17 protein-coding genes and 3 pseudogenes are annotated in these 18,523 nt (G+C 38.3%); 14 read left to right on the top strand and 6 right to left on the bottom strand.

Annotated features, from left to right (window positions below; all coding sequences use genetic code 11):
* Positions 1–9: 9 nt before the first annotated feature.
* The 4 genes and pseudogenes from PO771_RS10210 (at position 10) to PO771_RS10195 (ending at position 2,523) form a co-directional block, all read left to right on the top strand.
* A complete protein-coding gene (locus tag PO771_RS10210) occupies positions 10–681 on the top strand; it encodes a response regulator transcription factor (protein WP_272559571.1) in 672 nt (223 codons plus the stop codon).
* Positions 682–690: 9 nt separating this feature from the next.
* On the top strand, positions 691–1,938 hold the full coding sequence (locus tag PO771_RS10205; protein WP_272559570.1) for a sensor histidine kinase: 1,248 nt from the start codon (positions 691–693) through the stop codon (positions 1,936–1,938).
* Positions 1,939–1,946: 8 nt separating this feature from the next.
* A pseudogene (locus PO771_RS10200) lies at positions 1,947–2,066 on the top strand (helix-turn-helix domain-containing protein); the annotation flags it as partial.
* Positions 2,059–2,523 carry a hypothetical protein gene (locus PO771_RS10195; protein ID WP_272559569.1) on the top strand — a complete coding sequence of 155 codons (465 nt, stop codon included), beginning with the start codon at positions 2,059–2,061 and terminating at the stop codon, positions 2,521–2,523. The pseudogene PO771_RS10200 and the gene PO771_RS10195, both read left to right, overlap by 8 nt.
* A 135-nt stretch (positions 2,524–2,658) precedes the next feature.
* On the opposite strand, the gene PO771_RS10190 is transcribed toward PO771_RS10195, so the two are convergent.
* Together PO771_RS10190 and PO771_RS10185 are read right to left on the bottom strand one after the other, a co-directional pair.
* Complete coding sequence (locus PO771_RS10190) at positions 2,659–3,132, bottom strand: WapI family immunity protein (protein WP_272559568.1); 474 nt, start codon at positions 3,130–3,132, stop codon at positions 2,659–2,661.
* An 18-nt stretch (positions 3,133–3,150) separates the two neighbouring features.
* Positions 3,151–4,166: pseudogene (locus tag PO771_RS10185) on the bottom strand (IS1595 family transposase).
* A gap of 429 nt (positions 4,167–4,595) precedes the next feature.
* Between PO771_RS10185 and PO771_RS10180 the strand changes: the two are divergent.
* From PO771_RS10180 to PO771_RS10165, 4 genes are all read left to right on the top strand, one after another.
* The gene (locus PO771_RS10180) at positions 4,596–5,270 is read left to right on the top strand and encodes a response regulator transcription factor (protein ID WP_272559567.1); all 675 of its coding nucleotides are present in this window, start codon (positions 4,596–4,598) and stop codon (positions 5,268–5,270) included.
* A gap of 112 nt (positions 5,271–5,382) precedes the next feature.
* Complete coding sequence (locus tag PO771_RS10175; RefSeq protein ID WP_272559566.1) at positions 5,383–6,645, top strand: sensor histidine kinase; 1,263 nt, start codon at positions 5,383–5,385, stop codon at positions 6,643–6,645.
* Between the two features lie 266 nt (positions 6,646–6,911).
* Positions 6,912–8,279, top strand: a complete 1,368-nt coding sequence (locus PO771_RS10170; protein ID WP_272559565.1) for a DJ-1/PfpI family protein — start codon at positions 6,912–6,914, stop codon at positions 8,277–8,279.
* 15 nt (positions 8,280–8,294) lie between these two features.
* The gene (locus tag PO771_RS10165; protein WP_272559564.1) at positions 8,295–8,987 is read left to right on the top strand and encodes a class I SAM-dependent methyltransferase; all 693 of its coding nucleotides are present in this window, start codon (positions 8,295–8,297) and stop codon (positions 8,985–8,987) included.
* A gap of 45 nt (positions 8,988–9,032) precedes the next feature.
* Here the strand turns inward: PO771_RS10165 and PO771_RS10160 are convergent, their stop codons facing one another.
* Positions 9,033–9,203, bottom strand: coding sequence for a hypothetical protein (locus PO771_RS10160; protein ID WP_272559563.1), 171 nt, complete (start codon positions 9,201–9,203; stop codon positions 9,033–9,035).
* Positions 9,204–9,967: 764 nt separating this feature from the next.
* Here PO771_RS10160 and abc-f point away from each other — a divergent pair.
* The 3 genes from abc-f (at position 9,968) to PO771_RS10145 (ending at position 12,888) form a co-directional block, all read left to right on the top strand.
* Entirely contained in the window at positions 9,968–11,599 is a 1,632-nt protein-coding gene (gene abc-f / locus PO771_RS10155) for a ribosomal protection-like ABC-F family protein (RefSeq protein ID WP_272559562.1), read from the top strand.
* A 206-nt stretch (positions 11,600–11,805) separates the two neighbouring features.
* Positions 11,806–12,246, top strand: a complete 441-nt coding sequence (locus PO771_RS10150) for an NUDIX domain-containing protein (RefSeq protein WP_272559561.1) — start codon at positions 11,806–11,808, stop codon at positions 12,244–12,246.
* 57 nt (positions 12,247–12,303) lie between these two features.
* The gene (locus tag PO771_RS10145; protein ID WP_272559560.1) at positions 12,304–12,888 is read left to right on the top strand and encodes a Crp/Fnr family transcriptional regulator; all 585 of its coding nucleotides are present in this window, start codon (positions 12,304–12,306) and stop codon (positions 12,886–12,888) included.
* Between the two features lie 7 nt (positions 12,889–12,895).
* Here PO771_RS10145 and PO771_RS10140 read toward each other — a convergent pair whose 3' ends face one another.
* Positions 12,896–13,615 (bottom strand): DUF4386 domain-containing protein, encoded by a 720-nt coding sequence (locus tag PO771_RS10140; protein WP_272559559.1) that lies wholly within the window; start codon positions 13,613–13,615, stop codon positions 12,896–12,898.
* A 367-nt stretch (positions 13,616–13,982) separates the two neighbouring features.
* Here PO771_RS10140 and PO771_RS10135 point away from each other — a divergent pair, with 367 nt between their 5' ends.
* Positions 13,983–14,513: a cupin domain-containing protein gene (locus PO771_RS10135; RefSeq protein ID WP_272559558.1), complete on the top strand. Its 531-nt coding sequence runs from the start codon at positions 13,983–13,985 to the stop codon at positions 14,511–14,513.
* Between the two features lie 230 nt (positions 14,514–14,743).
* On the opposite strand, the pseudogene PO771_RS10130 reads toward PO771_RS10135, so the two are convergent.
* Positions 14,744–14,974: pseudogene (locus PO771_RS10130) on the bottom strand (rhodanese-like domain-containing protein); the annotation flags it as partial.
* A 271-nt stretch (positions 14,975–15,245) separates the two neighbouring features.
* Here PO771_RS10130 and PO771_RS10125 point away from each other — a divergent pair.
* A complete protein-coding gene (locus PO771_RS10125) occupies positions 15,246–16,610 on the top strand; it encodes a B12-binding domain-containing radical SAM protein (RefSeq protein ID WP_272559557.1) in 1,365 nt (454 codons plus the stop codon).
* Positions 16,607–17,011, top strand: coding sequence for an RDD family protein (locus PO771_RS10120; RefSeq protein ID WP_272559556.1), 405 nt, complete (start codon positions 16,607–16,609; stop codon positions 17,009–17,011). The genes PO771_RS10125 and PO771_RS10120 overlap by 4 nt, the downstream gene beginning before the upstream one ends.
* Before the next feature lie 201 nt (positions 17,012–17,212).
* Here the strand turns inward: PO771_RS10120 and PO771_RS10115 are convergent, their stop codons facing one another.
* Complete coding sequence (locus tag PO771_RS10115) at positions 17,213–18,487, bottom strand: MFS transporter (RefSeq protein WP_272559555.1); 1,275 nt, start codon at positions 18,485–18,487, stop codon at positions 17,213–17,215.
* Between the last annotated feature and the right edge of the window lie 36 nt (positions 18,488–18,523).

Raw genomic sequence — 18,523 nt, 5'->3', positions numbered from 1 at the left:
TAGGGAAGAATGCGTGTTTTGGTTGTAGAAGACGACTTGCCATTAAGAAGAATCATTTCGAAAATTCTAGAGGAAGAACAATATGAGGTTGATCAGGCTGAAAATGGGGAGGAAGGCTATTTAAGAGCCTCTTTATCCGAGTACGATCTGCTCGTTCTTGATGTTATGATGCCAATAATGGATGGTTTCTCACTCATTAAAAAATTACGAAGGGAAGGCTATCAAACACCTACGTTATTTCTAACTGCCAAGGATCGGATTGAAGATAAAGTACAGGGGCTAAATTCTGGAGCAGATGATTACATTGTGAAACCATTTGCTACGGAAGAGTTTTTAGCAAGAGTTCAGTCATTGCTGCGGCGAGCTGGCAAAATAGGAATGGAAGGGAAATTAACATACGGCCCTATTCTTGTAGATACCAATCAGCATGAAGGATTTATAAACGATACGGCCTTAAAACTTACCATTAAGGAATATGAATTACTTTTTTATTTCATTCAAAACAAAGAGCAAATTTTAACTAGAGACCAAATTTTTCAGAGAGTATGGGGCATGGAATCCGAAACAACAAATGCTATCGTTGATCTTTACATCCACTATTTACGAAAAAAATTAGCTCCTTTTGAGTATGACCGTCTAATTCGGACAGTCCGGGGTGTGGGATATATGCTAAAGGAGTAGATCAGAAGAATGTTTAAAAAGACCAAACGCCGGCTTGTCATGTTAAATGCACTTGTGTTTTTTATTCTCCAAAACACCTTTGGGGTTATCATCTATGTTTATACACATTATAGTTTATATCATCAAGTTGACCAAACTATAATCGAAAAGAAAAATCACTTGCTCCAGGAAAAGGGGAAAATAAAGGACGAATTAAGCCCGGAGCGTGAGGAAAATTATCGACTTGTCTATTTGCTTTGGGAAAATAACAGTAAGCTATATCAGGTTCTTCCGCAGGATTCATTATCCAAAATTAATCCAGCACGTTTTTCTCAATTATTAAATACGACAGGACTTCAAACTACTTCCATCGAAGAAGGGTCCTATCGCGTTTTAACAATGTCTGTAGCAGAGAAGAAAATTTATTCCCCTGTAAAGAATATACAAATTGTATATAACCTAAAACGCGAAAACGAAATGTTAAACCGGTTACTCATGGTGATTGGCTTTGGCTCCTTCTTGAGTGTGTTTATTGCGCTTATAGCCGGAATCTATCTTGCCAATAAAGCATTAATTCCAATTGGTGTTTCCTGGGAGAAGCAGCAGCGATTTGTTGCAGATGCCTCACATGAATTGCGTACGCCTCTTTCCGTTGTAAAACTGAACCTTGAGCACTTATTTCGTCATCCAGATGCCAGTATTATTCAAGAAAGCGAGACCATTCATCAGGTTATCCGAGAAATTGACTATATGTCAAAAATGACTAACGATTTACTAACGTTAGCACGTTCCGACTCCAATCAATTACAGATTATTGAGAAACCTGTACAGGTAGATGAAATTCTTAATCAAGTGGTGAAGGACTTTGAAGTTTTAGCCATTCTAAAAAATATACAAATAACAGCTGACATTTCCCCTATAAGAATGATAGGTGATAGGGAAAGACTAAAACAACTGTTTGTTATCTTGTTAGATAATGCTATAAAATACACCAAGGAAAATGGCTCGATATCCGTCAAGAGTAGTGTGAAGAATTCTCGAGCGATCATCCATATAATCGATAATGGGATCGGAATCCCAAGGAAAGATCTCCCCTATATTTTTGACCGATACTATCGTAGTGATAAATCCAGAACTCGTCATTCAGAGGGATCGGGACTGGGACTTTCTATCGCAAACTGGATTATTCACGCCCATTCCGGGAAAATCCATGTTACGAGCACGGAGAGGAAGGGGACACATGTTTCCGTCAGTCTCCCGATTACGTATAAGAATTAGAAGGACAAGCAATAGAGCTTTACAAGACAGGCAAATATACGATAAAAGAAATATGTGAGATTACAAAGGTGAGTCGCGCATCTTTATATCGAGAAAGTAAAGAACGGGAGGGGAAGAGATATGTTTAAAAAGTTTGTTTCCGTTTCTATGCTTGCGTTAACCATTTCCATCACACCTTCGTTCAACACATTGCCTGTAGAAGCTAAATCAACTACACAAAAGAAAGACACTACAATGACATCGAAGCAAGTCATTGACTATTTAAAAAAGATCGAGAAGGCGCAAGATAAAGCTGATCCTTCCAATCCGACCTCTTTTAAGAAAATAATGGCTCCGTATTATACATCAGAAGCTATACAAGATATTCTTGATATGTACGAAGCTGGTGCTGACTTCTATTACGTTGCTCACTGGGCAAATGATAAAAAAGCTAAAATATCTTATTCCAAAGATAAGAAAAATATTTATATCACTCAACATTTCCCGTACTATGCTAATGAGAGTGTTATGACGACTAGTTATATAACCTTAACGAAAGATAAAAACACGTGGAAAGTTTCTGATGTCCGGTTTGATCTTAATTAATGATTATTTTTTGTGAAGAGTCGCTAATACTGCGGCTCTTTTTGTTTTTGGCTCTGTTAAAGGTAAATGTTGATTTTTAGATATAATAATGGAAAGCCTTCAATAAAGGCTTTCCTTATCCTTAAAAAGTAAATCTTAATAGAAATCAATATCAGACTTTAGTTCGGAAACTGAGGTGAATTTCTTGAAATCACTCAACAATTTTGAAAAATATTCTGAGTCAATTTGAAAGCCACCATTTAAGGTGTTCATTATGGATATTTCACTATTAAATTTAGAGTTTGATAGGGAATATAAGGAAACAATATCCCCTTTTTTATTGTAACTTTCAAAAGTAATATTGAAATCTTCATAAGTCATTGCACTTAAACAAGCCTTACCCTGTCTCGTTTTTTCTAACTGTTCTAAAGCATCAATAAATGAATGTAAATCAGAAAGAGAGAACCATACATCTGTATTCCAACCTGTAAATTTATTATCTAAGACCTCAATTGTACAAGACAAACTTGGTAATCGCTGATGCATATATTCAACAAGAGTAAAGGTTATGTGAGAGGATTTATCATTTGAAATAATCCTGAAATCATAATCGGTAATTGGGTTAAACATTATTTCACCTCACTATTTTTAAGCACTGAACTTTGACAACCTTAAACTATCATAAGTATCTGTCATTTCAAATAAAAATGATGTTAGTAAAAGCTCTTTAATATGTTGCTTAGTGCTTTCGTTACTGCGACTATCAATAAACAAGAACCAAGCAAGGTAATTGTCGAGATATTTTGTAGCGACACCTTTAAAACGGTCAATCCATTTCTTCAGCCGAGAATGAAAGCTATTGACATTTTGAATGTGATATAAGCCTTTAATAACGTGCTTTCCATCATCTGACTTGATTCGGTAATGCTCTAATCCTTTTTCTTTCGCATAGGTTTTGTAGGCTCTCCAAGCATCAGTTACAAGCACATTGTTGGAGGAAAGTTTAGAGCCAATGATTTTTTCAACTTTGGGTTTCACAATACGCCCCATACAAGAAACTTTGGACACAGTTGCTTTTGTACGGTCTCTGGCAACAAGGACACATACTTGTTCGTGGCTGATTCCTCTGTGTTTGGATTTTCCTCCACGCTTTCGAGGCTTCCGTTCTGTAATGCCACGTTGCCCCTTTTGAGAGTATAAGAAATAGGTCTCGTCAACTTTAACGATACCTTCAAAATGGTCAAAATCCATTTGTTTTAAGGCGGATAACAATTTATGTCTCCAGTAAAAAAAGCGTAACCCAAGTAACCCCTACGATTTCAGCCGATTTTCGCAGGGAATAGCCTTTGAACATACAGTCCACAAATGTAATCCATTCGTCACCTTTTCTGGTGCGATAGAGAACTGTATTAGTGGTATCGGTAAAATTTGCAACGGTAGCGTTGACGACCTTTGACTTTGCCGAATCGGACAACGTGTTCAGAAGCACAATGAGGACATTCAAAACCATCTTTAAAACGGGTTTCTCGCATTTCATTAATTAACCGACCACCAACGGAGGATGCAGGGTCAACATAACGTTTTACCCATTGATATACCTGCTCTTTTTGGGTATGTGGTAATTTGTCGATATACTTTAAAAAGTTACTGAACGCTTTGCTCACTTTGACACCCTCCACCGAATACTTGTTCTCATAATTATTATACCAAGATTTCGGTAAGTCATCAAATATCAACAATATTCTTTAACAGAGCCTTGTCTTTAAAAAGATGCATAACTTTCCCATACGCATGGTGACTGAACAATTTGAGACAGGAAATGCACCGCTGGAGTGTACGAAGATATGGAAGTTAACTTCTAAATTTTTCTATAATTCAGTTCATGAACCTGGTTTAGAGTATCCCTAGAGGTGCCGGATTGGAAGATTGTTCAATAGGTGACATGTTTTGACGAGACTAAAGGAAAGAACAGACTGACATTTTTCACATGCAGGTCTGTTCTTTCAGCTTTCCTACAGGATTTTATAAGGGATTTCTTGAAATTAAATGCTATTGTTCTTTTTTATGGTAGAGATAAAAGGAGAGGATTACATTTGGTAAGGATATTAGTCGTGGATGACGAACCTCACATTCGTGAGTTGGTTTCATTGTACTTAAAAGATGAGGGGTTTGATATTGTTGAAAAATCAAACGGGGTAGAGGCATTGGACTATGCGGAAAATAATTCCATTGATTTGGTGATTTTGGACATTATGATGCCGCAAATGGATGGTTGGGTTTTATGTACAAAACTTCGAGAGTTTGGGGATATGCCTATTTTGATGACCACTGCAAAAGGAGAAGCACAGGATCGAATTCATGGGTTTAAGCTTGGGACAGATGATTATTTAGTAAAGCCATTTGATCCGGTAGAGCTTGTTCTCCGCGTGAAAGCCCTGTTAAGAAGATATCGTATTTCTATTTCTAATAAAATAAAACTCGGAAGCTTGTTGCTAAATCGTGAGAGTTATCAGGTGGAATATACAGATGGTAAGGCTATAACGATTCCCATGAAGGAATTTGAGCTGCTGTACAAACTGGGGAGCTACGCGAGTCAGTTGTTTACACGGGATACTCTCATTGAACAGATCTGGGGGATCGATTATGAAGGTGACGAGCGAACGGTGGATGTTCATATCAAACGGTTAAGGGAACGATTTGCCGAATTTGAATCTGAGTTTCGGATTGTCACCATTCGTGGTTTGGGGTATCGGTTGGAGGTGTACTAAGATTAAGTCGCTATATACTCGCGTTGTGCTCATATTCGTCTCGATCGTAATGTTAAGTCTGACTGTGGCCTTTCTCTTTGCTTCCTGGGTATATCAAGACCGAACACAAGATTTGATTCAAGAAGTTCTTATCTCGAACGGCAATCAAATGATAAAAACGTATCAATCGACACCTTCTGCGGATGTAATCCCGTTTATGCAAAACCTATCCGGACTTTCTCTTACCCTTATTCAACTTTATAACAAGGAGGGGAAATCTCTTCTTAACGAAAAAGAGTGGACGTTTCAGATTCAGCCTCATGATATTGAACGTGTGATCGCAAGGGATAAGGCTACTGTTATCAACCAGGCAGACGGTTCAGACTCCTCGCCTCATGCGTATTCTGTTCCTCTACCTGTCATAGGCATTCCTTTTCAAGCGAATGGGCAGCCATACGTATTAGGTGTAACCGTGAAGCAGAATAGCGCGGGGGACGAAACGATGAATTCCATTCATCTGATGTACGTTATTATTTTGTTTTTTGGAAGTTTTCTTATTCTTATTGCTGCACGTTATATTGTAAATCCCATCCTCCGTTTGACGGAAGCTACCCGAAACATGGCGAAAGGACAATTTGATATCGAGCTTCCTACTAAACGCAAGGATGAAATCGGTGTTTTAAGTGCTAGCTTTAACCAGATGGCGAAAGAACTCGGTAAGCTGGATCGAATGCGGCGAGATTTTGTGGCCAACGTCTCACATGAGATCGGATCGCCTTTAACCTCTATTTCTGGATTTACTAAGGCATTGAAGCATAAGCAGATAAGTGAGGAGAGTCGGATTCACTATTTGACCATTATTGAAGAGGAGAGTGAGAGGTTATCTAGGTTAAGTCAAAATTTACTGCAGTTATCTCATCTTCAACAGGACAGTCAGCCGCTAAATATCAACACGTATCGACTCGATGAGCAGCTTCGGAAAGTCGTCATTGCGCTTGAGCCACAATGGAGTGAAAAAGAAATTGAAATGGATCTTCAATTGGAGTCTTTACTCGTTCAGGCCGATGAAGATAAGCTCAGTCAGGTATGGGTTAATTTACTGAGCAATAGTATAAAGTTCACGCCTGTCCACGGTAAGATTCTCATTAAAACGATGATGAAAAACAATCAGAACACAGTATCTATCACAGATAACGGGATTGGCATTCCGGAGGAAGAACAGGAGGATATTTTTAAGCCTTTTCATAAAGTAGACAAAGCACGCAATTCTTCTGTTAAAGGAAATGGTCTTGGTTTATCGATTGTTAAACAAATCGTTGATATGCATCAAGGAGATATTCAAGTATCAGGTAAACTAGGGATGGGTACAACATTCGAAGTAAAACTGCCACAGTGATCACAGAAATACCGCCATTTGGCGGTATTTTTTTGTACATAGGAGGGCACATACTCACTCACATCACGAAAGGAGAATATCACAAGGAAACGTCCGTGAGTTTTTCAGAGCCAGTTCATATTCAGTTCATGATACGAGTGTATAGTTCCATTATGAGGAAGGTAATTCAATAAAATTTTCCGGGGGAGGGGAAATCAGGTGTCTTATATACCTTACATGGGTAATGTAAATTAAACAAATTATGATTGCAAGGAGGAAAAAATAAAATGAAAAAAGTATTATTACGTTTGGCTGTTTATATAGTGAGTTTTGTTGTGTTTGTAGGAGGGGTTGGTTTTTTCCAGCTTAGCCGTTCTCAGAATGACTTTTACGGGTCGGTCCGTCATGAGTCGGTTCCGTCCCTACAAGGAGTAAAAGTACCTCCATACAATCCAAATAAACCTACAGTGGCAGTCGTTTTAGGAGGTGCAGGGATCGTAACGGAGGACTTCGATTTTCTCATTCCATACGCACTGTTCTCTATGACAGGCGCTTATAATGTATACGCGGTTGCACCCGACAAAAACGTGAAGTCTTTATCGGGTGGACTGGATGTAGTACCGCATTACTCGTATAAAGAATTAGATACGTTAGTAGGAAAAAGTCCAGATATTATCGTAGTTCCTTTTATGCCTATTGTTGACGAAAAAGAATATCAACCAACTCGCGCATGGATTCAACAACATTCTAGCAGTAAAACCACGTTCTTGAGCATTTGTGGAGGATCAGGGAATCTCGCCGATGCAGGATTATTAAAAGGGAAATCAGCCACCACGCACTGGCAAGCAATGGGTCCGTTAAGCAGGAAATTTACGGATACACGATGGAAAGAGGATGTGCGGTATGTTCACGATGGAAATATCGTAACTTCGGCTGGACAAAGTGCAGGTATCGATGCTGTGCTACACGTGATATCTCAGAAGGTAGGAGAACCCATTGCTGCAAAAATAGCGAAAGAAATGAATTACCCTTCCTACCATTTCGTTAAAAATCCAAAGGTCGATCCTTTTCGTATGGACCTAAAATTTGCAACCTATATACTAAATGGTGCATTCCATTGGAATAAGAAACAGATGGGTGTATTATTGTATAACGGTATGGACGAAATAGCATTGTCTTCTATATTTGATAGTTACGCAGATACAGGAACGACACAAGTCTTGACTGTTTCAAGTTCAGATGCCCCAATCACTACAAAACATAATCTTACTATAGTAGCTAGACATCAAATATCAAATGCCCTGGAATTGGATAAAATGATCATACCCGGTGGCAACGCGAAATCACTAGCTGCAGCAGATATCAAACGTTGGAGTCAAGAAGGTAATGCTAAAGAGACGCTCTTCATCCATAGCGATTCACCAAACAGATATGCATTTGAAGCGCCGTTAGAAGATCTCGCTAAACAAGAAGACCTTTTAACTGCTAAACACGCTGTAAAACGATTCGAATATCGTTCGAGTAATATCCATCTTGAAGGCAAACCATTACCGCTTGGAACGTATGGTAATATGCTTTTAACTAGTTTATTGGCATTTATAGTAGCTTTCTATATTGACAGACGATTCATTATAAAAGAAACACTAAAAAAGTAAAGGTGGAAAGGTATTATGGCTTTATTTGATCATTCTGCTGAAACATACGATGAGTGGTGTGCTACTCCGCTCGGCTCTTTTGTTGATGCTATCGAAAAACAAATGATAATGGAAGTATCCGAACCTAAATCCGGGGAAAAGGTGCTGGATATTGGTTGTGGTACCGGGATTTATTCTCTGCTGCTTGCTTCAAAAGGAGTAAATGTAACAGGTATTGATATTTCTACAGCTATGTTAAAAAAAGCAAAGGAGAAAGCGGAGAAATCTCGGCAAGCTATTAGCTTCCTGGAAGGAGACATTCATCACCTTCCATTTGCTGACCATACGTTTGACCTTGTTATATCTAATCTCGTTCTTGAGTTTGTTGATTCTCCAGAAGATGTGTTAGCTGAAGCAATGAGGGTGGTAAAACCAGGAGGACGACTTACAGTAGGGATGATTGGCAAACAGAGTGAGTGGGCTTCCCTGTATGAAAAGCAGGGGAAAGACAAAAAGAAAAGCGTGTTTTCTGGTGCTCACTTTTTTACTGTGCAGGAGATAAAAGAGCTATACACAAAGGAGCCTTCTATTATTCAATTTGGATTATATACCGCCCCTGATGAATTTGTTACGAAAGAACAAGCTTATGCTCTTGAAAGGCAGCGTTCTCGTCACGGACAAGAAGAAGGAGCAGGATTTATTGTTGCTAACTGGATTAAAAAGGCATGAGTAAAAACGTGTTAGAAGGCGGCTAGTTAAGCCGCCATCTTTTTATTAGGCATCAAGAAGATCTCGAACTCTCTCATTAATAGTTTGAATTTGTTTGTAAAGCCGGTTTTTTTCTTTCCAGTGCATCGGCTTTGTAACTTCTTCTTGAATAGTTCTCTTTATGCGGATGAGTTCTTTTACATCAAAAGATTGCTCGATATTTAGATAGAGTTCCATATAGATCCTCCTGTACTTTTTAGAACATTATACCAAACGTTCAATATACTTCATGTAAGTAAATTCCCTAATATTTATATGGAAAATCCCTAATATACAGGAGTGAGCGGGGATGTAAACTATTCAAGAATAGACGCTATGGTACAAGAAAATAAAATAACCATCATTATCTATCCATAGAAGATAATGATGGTTATGTTCTTATCGCTACATTATTCATATTATAGATTTGACAACTCCTGAATCACTAAGACTAAGACAGCTGCAAAGGAATAGGCTGCATAAAAGATACCTTTAACGAAGTCCCCAGTATATTTCACAGCATTTATCATAGCAATACACTTCCTTCATATTGGATTTGGTTATGAATTAATAATATTACAACATTTAAAATAGTTCAATATATTTTGTTGAAAAATGTTCACAAATTAATAAGATATCGAAGAGGATTTAGGATGTATATTTCCACGACAGGAAATCAAGCACATGGTTACTTACTTTTGTTTTTACAGCTGAGTTTGTGATATACTAATTTTAACAATCGTAGAAGGAGTGATGGGTGGACGATGATTAACTAATCTTATTTTTAAAATTTGAAATCGCATATTTCAAATCATACAAAATAGGATTAGTCTGCCCATTTTCTATAAATTGTAGAGCTATTAATGAAAATAGCTTATTTCATCATGTAAAGGTACGGCTAATCCTTCCAAATGAACGGGAGGATTTTTTTTATTCTCCCTTTGAAGAGAGGGATCGATTATATGAAAGAAATTTTAAAATTATCCAATGTCAGCTATGAAGTAATGGACCTTACCATTTTTGGGGATATACATGCTAGCGTTCAACAAGGGGACATCATCGGTGTCATTGGCAAAAATGGTGCTGGTAAATCTACGTTGTTGCAATTACTTAACAATGATTTAGTGCCGACACAAGGACAAGTACAATGGCTGCAACAAGGCTTGGAAATTTTTATGGTTGAACAAGAAACTGAGTCGTACGTTTCCGAAGATAAGACCCCTTTTGAAGTCAAATTACTAAAGAAATGGCATGTACCAGCCCATGATTTTCTACAATTAAGTGGCGGAGAAAAGCTAAAAGCACGACTTGCAAAAGGCTTTTCAAAAGGTGCGGACCTTTTACTATTAGATGAACCGACAAATCATCTCGATGCTCAAAGCTTAGAATTCTTGACTAAACAAATTAAGAATTATAAAGGTACCATTATTTTTGTTTCGCACGATCGTTATTTTTTAGATGCTGTTGCAACAAAAATATGGTCGATTGAAGGCAAAAAGCTTATTGAACACAAAGGAAATTATTCTAGCTATATGGAGTTTCGCAAACAGAAAAGACTTACCCAGCAACGGGAATATGAAAAACAGCAAAAAATGATTGAACGAATTGAAGATCAAATGAATGAACTCACTTCTTGGTCGAAAAAAGCTCATGCACAATCAACAAAACAGGAATTCCCTAAAGAATACTATCGTGTAAAAGCAAAGCGTATGGATGCACAAGTAAAATCAAAACAAAAGCGTCTTGAAAAAGAGCTTGAAAAAGCAAAAGCTGAACCTGTTGCGTCAGAGTATACGATACATTTTTCAATGAAAGCAAAGCACAAGGTAGGAAAACGGTTTTTAGAAGTTAAGAATGTAACAAAGAGTTTTGCCGGACGAACATTATTTAAAAACGTCAATTTTACGATCCAGCATGGTGAGAAGGTTGCGATAATAGGTCCGAATGGTAGTGGAAAGACGACTTTATTGAAGGTAATTGTTGGGCAGGAAAAGGCTAAAGGTGATGTATGGATTTCACCATCTGTAAAGATTGGCTATTTAACGCAAGAAGTATTTGATTTACCACTTGAACAAACACCGGAGCAGCTATTTTATAAAGAAACATTCGAGGCGCGAGGGAAAGTCCAAACGTTAATGAAGCATTTGGGATTTATGACATCTCATTGGACAGAACCCATTAAGAATATGAGTATGGGTGAACGTGTAAAGTGTAAGTTAATGGAACATATAGTAGAGGAGAAAGATGTGCTTATTTTAGATGAGCCGACAAATCATCTTGACTTACCTTCACGTGAACAACTTGAAGATACCTTAGCACAGTATAATGGAACGCTAATCGTCGTTTCGCATGATCGATATTTTCTCGAAAAAACGACAAACAGTAAACTCATTATTTCGAATCATAGCATACAAAAGCAATTGAATGAATTATCTCCAAAAAGAGCTAATCTGGATGAACTACGGTTAATACTTGAAACAGAAAGACAAGAAGTTTTAGGAAAGCTTAGTTTTATGACTCCAAATGATAAAGCGTACACAGAACTCGATAAGAAATTTAAAGAACTTACGAAACAAATCAATGAACTTTTGTGATGAGTAGACTATAATAAAGACGAACCGGAAAATTGTAGCTAGGGTTCCGCTATCTAGGTAGGTCAGTGACCAAGGGCTATCTCTTTTACGATATGTAAAAGGCACCTATTGACATAAAAGGTCCGAGGGGAAGGGTTCAGCGTATTTGTGATGCGTTGAAATCTTTCTCTTCGGGCCTTTTTTATTATTGTAAGGAGGTTTAATTTGTGAACAGAATTGATGATGTAAAAGCTGGAGTTGCCGTTATTATTTTGAATGAGGAAAACCAGGTTTTATTACAGAAAAGGTCAGATGTAGGACTATGGGGGATTCCTTCGGGGCATATAGAAATCGGGGAAACAGTTTCTGAAGCGGCTATCAGGGAAGTAAAAGAGGAAACTAATTTAGATATAAGAATTAAAAAGCTTATTGGTGTATACTCTGACCCTAATTCGCAAGTATTTGCTTATCCAAATGGTAAGGTAATACATTTTATAACAACTTGTTTTCTTGCTGAAATTACGGGTGGAGAACTACGCTGTAATTCTTCTGAATCACTAGATGTTAAGTTTTTTGCACAACAGAACCTACCGCAAGACTTATTAAACATGCATCCTCGATGGTTAAAAGATGCCTTCGCTAATAGAGAATTGGCGTTTATTCGGTAGCTAAGGCCCGATGATATTTGTATAATGACTTAATCAAAGGGTTGAAAGGAAAGCAAAATGAAAAGAATATTGTTGCAGTATATGACTAGATTTACAACACTTAACGAAGAAGAACAACAGGCAATCGTTGAAGATATACTGATTAAAGAATATGAAAAAGGAACAGTGCTCCTTAGACAAGGAGATGTTCCGGCTCAATGTTATTTTGTATTGAAGGGATGTGTTAGGCAGTATTCTATAGATGAAACGGGAAAAGAGGTCACATCTAATTTCTACACAGAAGAACAAGCCATTTCGAATTTGAATCATCATAAACAAGATAAGTCATCCGCGTACGCTTTAACTTGTCTTGAAGACTGTATATTGGTCGTTGGTGATCTTGACACCGAAAAGGATATGTATAACAAATACTCACAATTGGAAACAATGACACGCAAGATGATCGAGCACAACTTGGGTAAGGTACAAGATGAATGGGCTTCATTTATCGCATCTACACCAGAAGAACGCTACAAAGCACTATTACGGACACGACCTCATTTAGTCGATCGTGTCCCTCAGTATCAATTGGCGAGTTATCTTGGTATTACCCCAGAGTCATTAAGTAGAATCAAGAAGCGGGTATACAAAGATCAATTTTAGGATGTTGTCATACACCTTTAGGGACTTTTCCTCCTTTGAACAGCAACCATATACCAAAGCTCAATTCTCCTGCGATCATTGGTACACTAAATACAAATGTAAGTGTTGAAAGTACTCCACCATATTGCGGAAGAAATATGTTAAATAGATGAATGGAAATATAGCCTATTGAAGCCAACAACAATAAGATGCTAATGACTTTTGGTATGCTGTCTGATTTGAAAGCCAGATAGCCTACAATCATTAGATGCCCACCAAAAATGATCAAACCGATAGACCAAATCGATTCAAATGCTTCAAGAAACAGCATCATATGCGCTTGAAGTTGATCGATTTTAAATAGCGATAAATAGTTTGTACTAGTAGAGAGAAGCAGCACAAATATCAAATTCAATATAGCAATTCCTAATATAGTCGCATAGGTAAGACGGAGCCATGCACCGAGCAATGAAAGGCTTTTATTAATTGGCTTCAGGAAGATATAGAAAGCCCAGGCGACCACAATGTCACTGATCAAGATGATGACCCAACCGAAGATTTCAGCTTTGAAAAGCATGTTTGATGACATGATGTTGTGAAATGTGGCGCTGGCATCGCCTTTCACCACAAGGCTTCCATGGACAAAGCCATAGGAAAAAAACGCAGCAAGTGTCATGATTAGAAGTGAGATGCCAGCAGTCAGAGCGACTTTTCGCTGCAATGATCGTTCTTTTACTAAGGTAGTCATAAAATATCCTCCTACATTACGTTGTTGGTTTTTATTTTAAATAGAAAGATCATGATTGGTCATTGACTTAAATCAAGGGAGCAAATCTTTTCTTATCGTATAGAAAGCTTAAGGTTGTTAAAGTGTTAAATTAATACAGGATCGGGCGTATGCCCGGTTTTTTATTTGTAATTATTTGTAGCTATAAGTGCGGTGAACCGTATCGAAATCACTGCATGCTCGCGGCTTGATGTGCATGTGCATGTTCCCTTTAAAAAACAAAAAATGTCTGTAATATAGGTGTCTATACAAGAAGTAATGCCTATACAAAAGACAATTACCTATCATAAAAATAGATCAAATTAAACGAGAGGCAGAGGGAACCGTAGTGCCGTATTCAATGGATATCAGAGGTAAAGATCAATCGGGAGCACCAAATCTCTTCTTTGATCTGAAAAATAATAAATTATCTCAAAAGGGTTCTAAAAGTACCGTATTCAAAGTTACCTCAACACAACTACCGGCAATGCAAGGGGTAGCACTAACTGACCTTTTACTTACTCATAATAATAAAGGCGAACCACATTGGCATCCAAATGCTGGCGAGTTGGATTATATAATCTCAGGTGAGGTAGTAACTTCCGTTATCGATCCCTATACACTTCAGTTGCTTCAATACCATGTGAAACCAGGTCAGGTCGTCTTTATTCCTATGGGATGGTGGCATTGGATTACTCCCATTTCTGAAAAGGCACATCTTCTTGTAACCTACAACAACGATAATCCTAAGACAGTGAAAAGTTCCGATGTGTTACAGCTGATTCCACTGGATGTCTTAAAATCGGAACATGGACTACCGAGTTATTACGCCACTGTCACTCCATATCAATACCAAAAATATCCTGTGCAATACCAGTAATAAATTAATTACGATTAACAAAAAAGATGCTAAAAAAGCAGCATCTTTTTTAAAAATTCATGTTATTTTTCTCCCATGGTACCATATGCCGACTGGTATCAATAGTAGTGAAAGGAATCCTCCTGCGAGGGGGAGTGTTGCATAACTGGAATGAGCAACCATTCCTGAAAGTGCTTCACCTGAAGCAAAACGCCGTCCCCTAAACGAGAGGCTTTAATACCTTTCGTCCTCATTATTTCAACCGCTTGAGCAGACATAAGACAATAGGGACCATGGGAGTAAGCTACAATCTCTTTATTGGCTGGTAATAATGCAAGATGCTTCTCCAATTCTTCAATAGGAATAGAAATTGTACCAGGAACATGTGCCATTTCGTACTCTTCCCTCGGCCTTACATCTAACAACAAAACTTCACCTTTATCCATCCATTCCAGTATTTCTTCCAATGCGACAGGTTCCATGCTTTCATGATGTTGTAGAATTTCAGTCTTTAACCGCTGAATCTCAACTAATTGTTTTTCATTCAAACGATGTAAAGATACCATAAAATTAGCAACGAATAATTCAGCAAGCCAACTGTTCAATTGATTTATTGAATTGATTATATTGTCAAATCATTTTAAGTCAAAATGGATTAGGGCGATCTGAACACTGTCAAAAAGCATAAAATTAAGGTTTGTTTTTTGTTATTTTGGTATAATCTAGAAAACTATTTTAAAGAGGAGAATAATAGTGAAAAGAAAAAAATACAAAGTAGAGCTAATCACCGCTGAATCTGAGTCCTCACGCTTTGTACGACATCGGCGAATGATCCGTTTTCCACAATTAACAATGCCATTACTTGCCGCCTACACTCCTTCCCATTGGGAAGTTACACATACAGACGAAATTGTACAACGCATAGATTTTACTAAAGAAGTCGATGTAGTGGGGATAACGGCAAATACAGCTGCGGCTCCTCATGCATACTGGATTGCGTCTGAATACCGTAAAAGAGGGGTTAAAGTTATAATCGGTGGCCCTCATGCTACACTCATGCCTGAAGAAGTTCAAAATCATGCAGATGCCGTGGTAATCGGAGAAGGGGAACTTGTCTGGCCAAAGCTGTTAAACGACTACGAAAATGGATGTCTGCAACCTATATATAAATCCTGCGAACTTCCTGATTTACATAATATGCCTCGTCCCCGATGGGATTTAATCAAAGGACGAGTGTATGGAAAGGGAGTTACGATTGCTACCCGGGGATGCCCATTTGCTTGTGAATATTGCACAATCCCAAACATGTATCAGAGAAAAATGCGCTATCGCCCTGTTTCGGATATCATAGAGGAAATAAAATGTATGCCAGGACGAGCTCTTATTTTTTGGGATGATAACATTGGGGCAAATAAAGCCTATGCTAAAGAATTATTTAAAGCCCTTGCTCCTTTTCAAAGATGGTGGACAAGTCAGGCTACGTCAGATGTCGCATTTGATGATGAATTTATGGAACTTGCCGCAAACAGCGGGTGTAAGGCACTTTTTCTAGGATTAGAAACAATCTCTCAAAGCAGTCTGAATGGCGCTAATAAGGCTCATAACCAGGTTTATAAATATAAGGAGATCATGAAGAGATTTCATTATTATGGCATTGCCGTTCAAGCAGGGACCGTTTTTGGATTTGATCATGATGATAAGTCGATTTTTCGTACGACAGTAGAATTTTACAGAGAAATCGGTCTCGACTCCGCAACAATTAGTGTATTGATTCCATTTCCAAATACCCCGCTATTTCGCAAACTTGAGGGAGAGGGCAGAATTCTAACGAAAGATTGGTCCAAATATAACGGAAAAAAAGATGTAGTCTTTCAACCAGCTCTTATGTCTCCGGAAGAATTATTGATGGGGACGGAATGGGCAGCGCGCCAATTTTATTCAATTCCATCTATTATAGAACGAATGTGGAAATCGAAGACTGGATTATGGTGGAATATCATTCGTAATATGGGGTATCATTTTGCTCTCCGAAACTTTGGGAATATCGGATATAATCCGGAAAAAAGTGTAGAATCATCCGTACCTCTTCTATCAGAAGGGAGAGTAATTGAAAAATGAATCAAAAGGCAGGATTTTGGTTAAGGGTATTGGCCTTAACCATTGATGAAATCATTCTTGTATTACTTACTTATTTGCTTTATCAATGGTTGAAACCAATCATTCTAACTCCATGGAGTGAATCCATTTGGTTTATTCTTATATTTTATGAATTTATTGATTATAACTACTATACGTTGTTTTGGTTCTTAGGTGGACAAACCATTGGGAAGATGTTGGTTAGAACTAAAATCGTAAAAATAGATGGAAGTAAATTTACCTATAAGGATGCATTTGTTCGCTACTGGATTTGGATGATTGGTGTTGCTTTGCTAGGAATAGGATACTTTTGGATTGCCTGGCAAAAGGATAAACAGGGATGGAATGATATAGCCGCAAAAACTTATGTAATAAAAATATAAAATCGAAAATATTATAATGATAATAAAAACCGATTTTTTCCTCAAGTTGCATTCTAAAAGATAGCAATAAAGCCGGTTACACCCTTAACATGGTGAAAACCGGCTATCTTTGTGAAAAGAGCACAATTGGACCCATCCCCGATTTCGTTCTCATTCTTATGTTGTAAAACAAGTGAGGCAGTGCCATAAGAAAATTGTTTTTTACAATGTAACCTTAAAAAACGAATCTTGCTTTTTGGGTAAATTAAGTTGGGAAGGGATTTGTAAAGATACCACACTCGCCAAAATTAATAATACGGTGGTGATGCCATAGGCAACCAGATGCGTACCAAAATGCTCATAGCTCCATCCGCCTAGAAAAGAACCAATTGCTCCGCCGATTTGATGAATGAAATAAGCCCAACCATATAAAATACCGAGCCATCTCACACCATAGATATCTCCCAGAATCGCAGAGGAAAGCGCAGAACTGCCTGCCCAGACCAAACCTCCGATTACAGCCACTAAATATAGCTGCCATGGGGCGATCACCAAAACGAGACCTAAGAAACCTAATCCACGGACAAAATAAATCAAACCCAGCATATTTCGACGAGAAATGCGATCTGCAACAGAACCCAAGAACACCGTACTTATCACTGCAACAATACCAATTATCCCGACCCCGAACGAAGCGGTGACATTAGAAAAATGATGATCAGTCAGCATTGGCACACCATGAGATCCAAGCAGATTCATACTGAAGCCGCAGACAAACAGACCAAAAGCTACCTGCCAAAACGGACGTGTCTTAAGCGCTTCAGTCCAAGAGGATAAAACAACAGGTTCTTGTCCTTTAGTACGGGATGAGCTCCTCTGGTTTCCTGGCAGCGCATCGCCTCCCTCAGGCACTTCATCGCGGATGACAAAAATGGCTGAAGGGACAGCGATAACGATAAAGATGCCTGCGAGCAACAGTAGCGTGTTGCGCCATCCGACAAGAGTAATAAACATTGTAAAAATCGGAGTCATGATAGCAATCCCTGCCATAGAACCAGTTGCCAAGTAAAACAGCGCCTTTCCTCTTTGCTGTGTAAACCATCTACTCACAACCGGAGTAACTGTTACCGGACTGGTAAAGGATAATCCCAATGAGAGCAACCCGCCATAAGCAATCGCAAAACTTAGTACGTCATGAGAAAAATATGTCCAAATAATAGATAACACGACCAATCCTACACCGATCAGCAGAACAGTGCGTGTTCCAAACCAATCCAGCAGTCGCCCTGCCAACGGCATACCAATGCCATAGACCAACATGCTGATGGCAATAATGACCGAGAGTGCGGTTCTATCCATCCCTAAGTCATTCAAAATTGGTTTTACAAACGGCCCAATGCCTAACCGCGTCCCTACTGTTAATAACGTAAGAACTGCACACACGGCTACAATGTTCCAGCCAAAATACCATCTTCCTTTTAATTGATTGCGACTCACTTGTTCTCCTTCTTTCCCCATTTTTCATGATGTTTT

The organism is Aneurinibacillus uraniidurans (assembly GCF_028471905.1).
GTDB lineage: Bacteria > Bacillota > Bacilli > Aneurinibacillales > Aneurinibacillaceae > Aneurinibacillus > Aneurinibacillus uraniidurans.
Note: the sequence above shows the minus strand (reverse complement) of the source record. Positions and strands in the feature narration are given on the sequence as shown.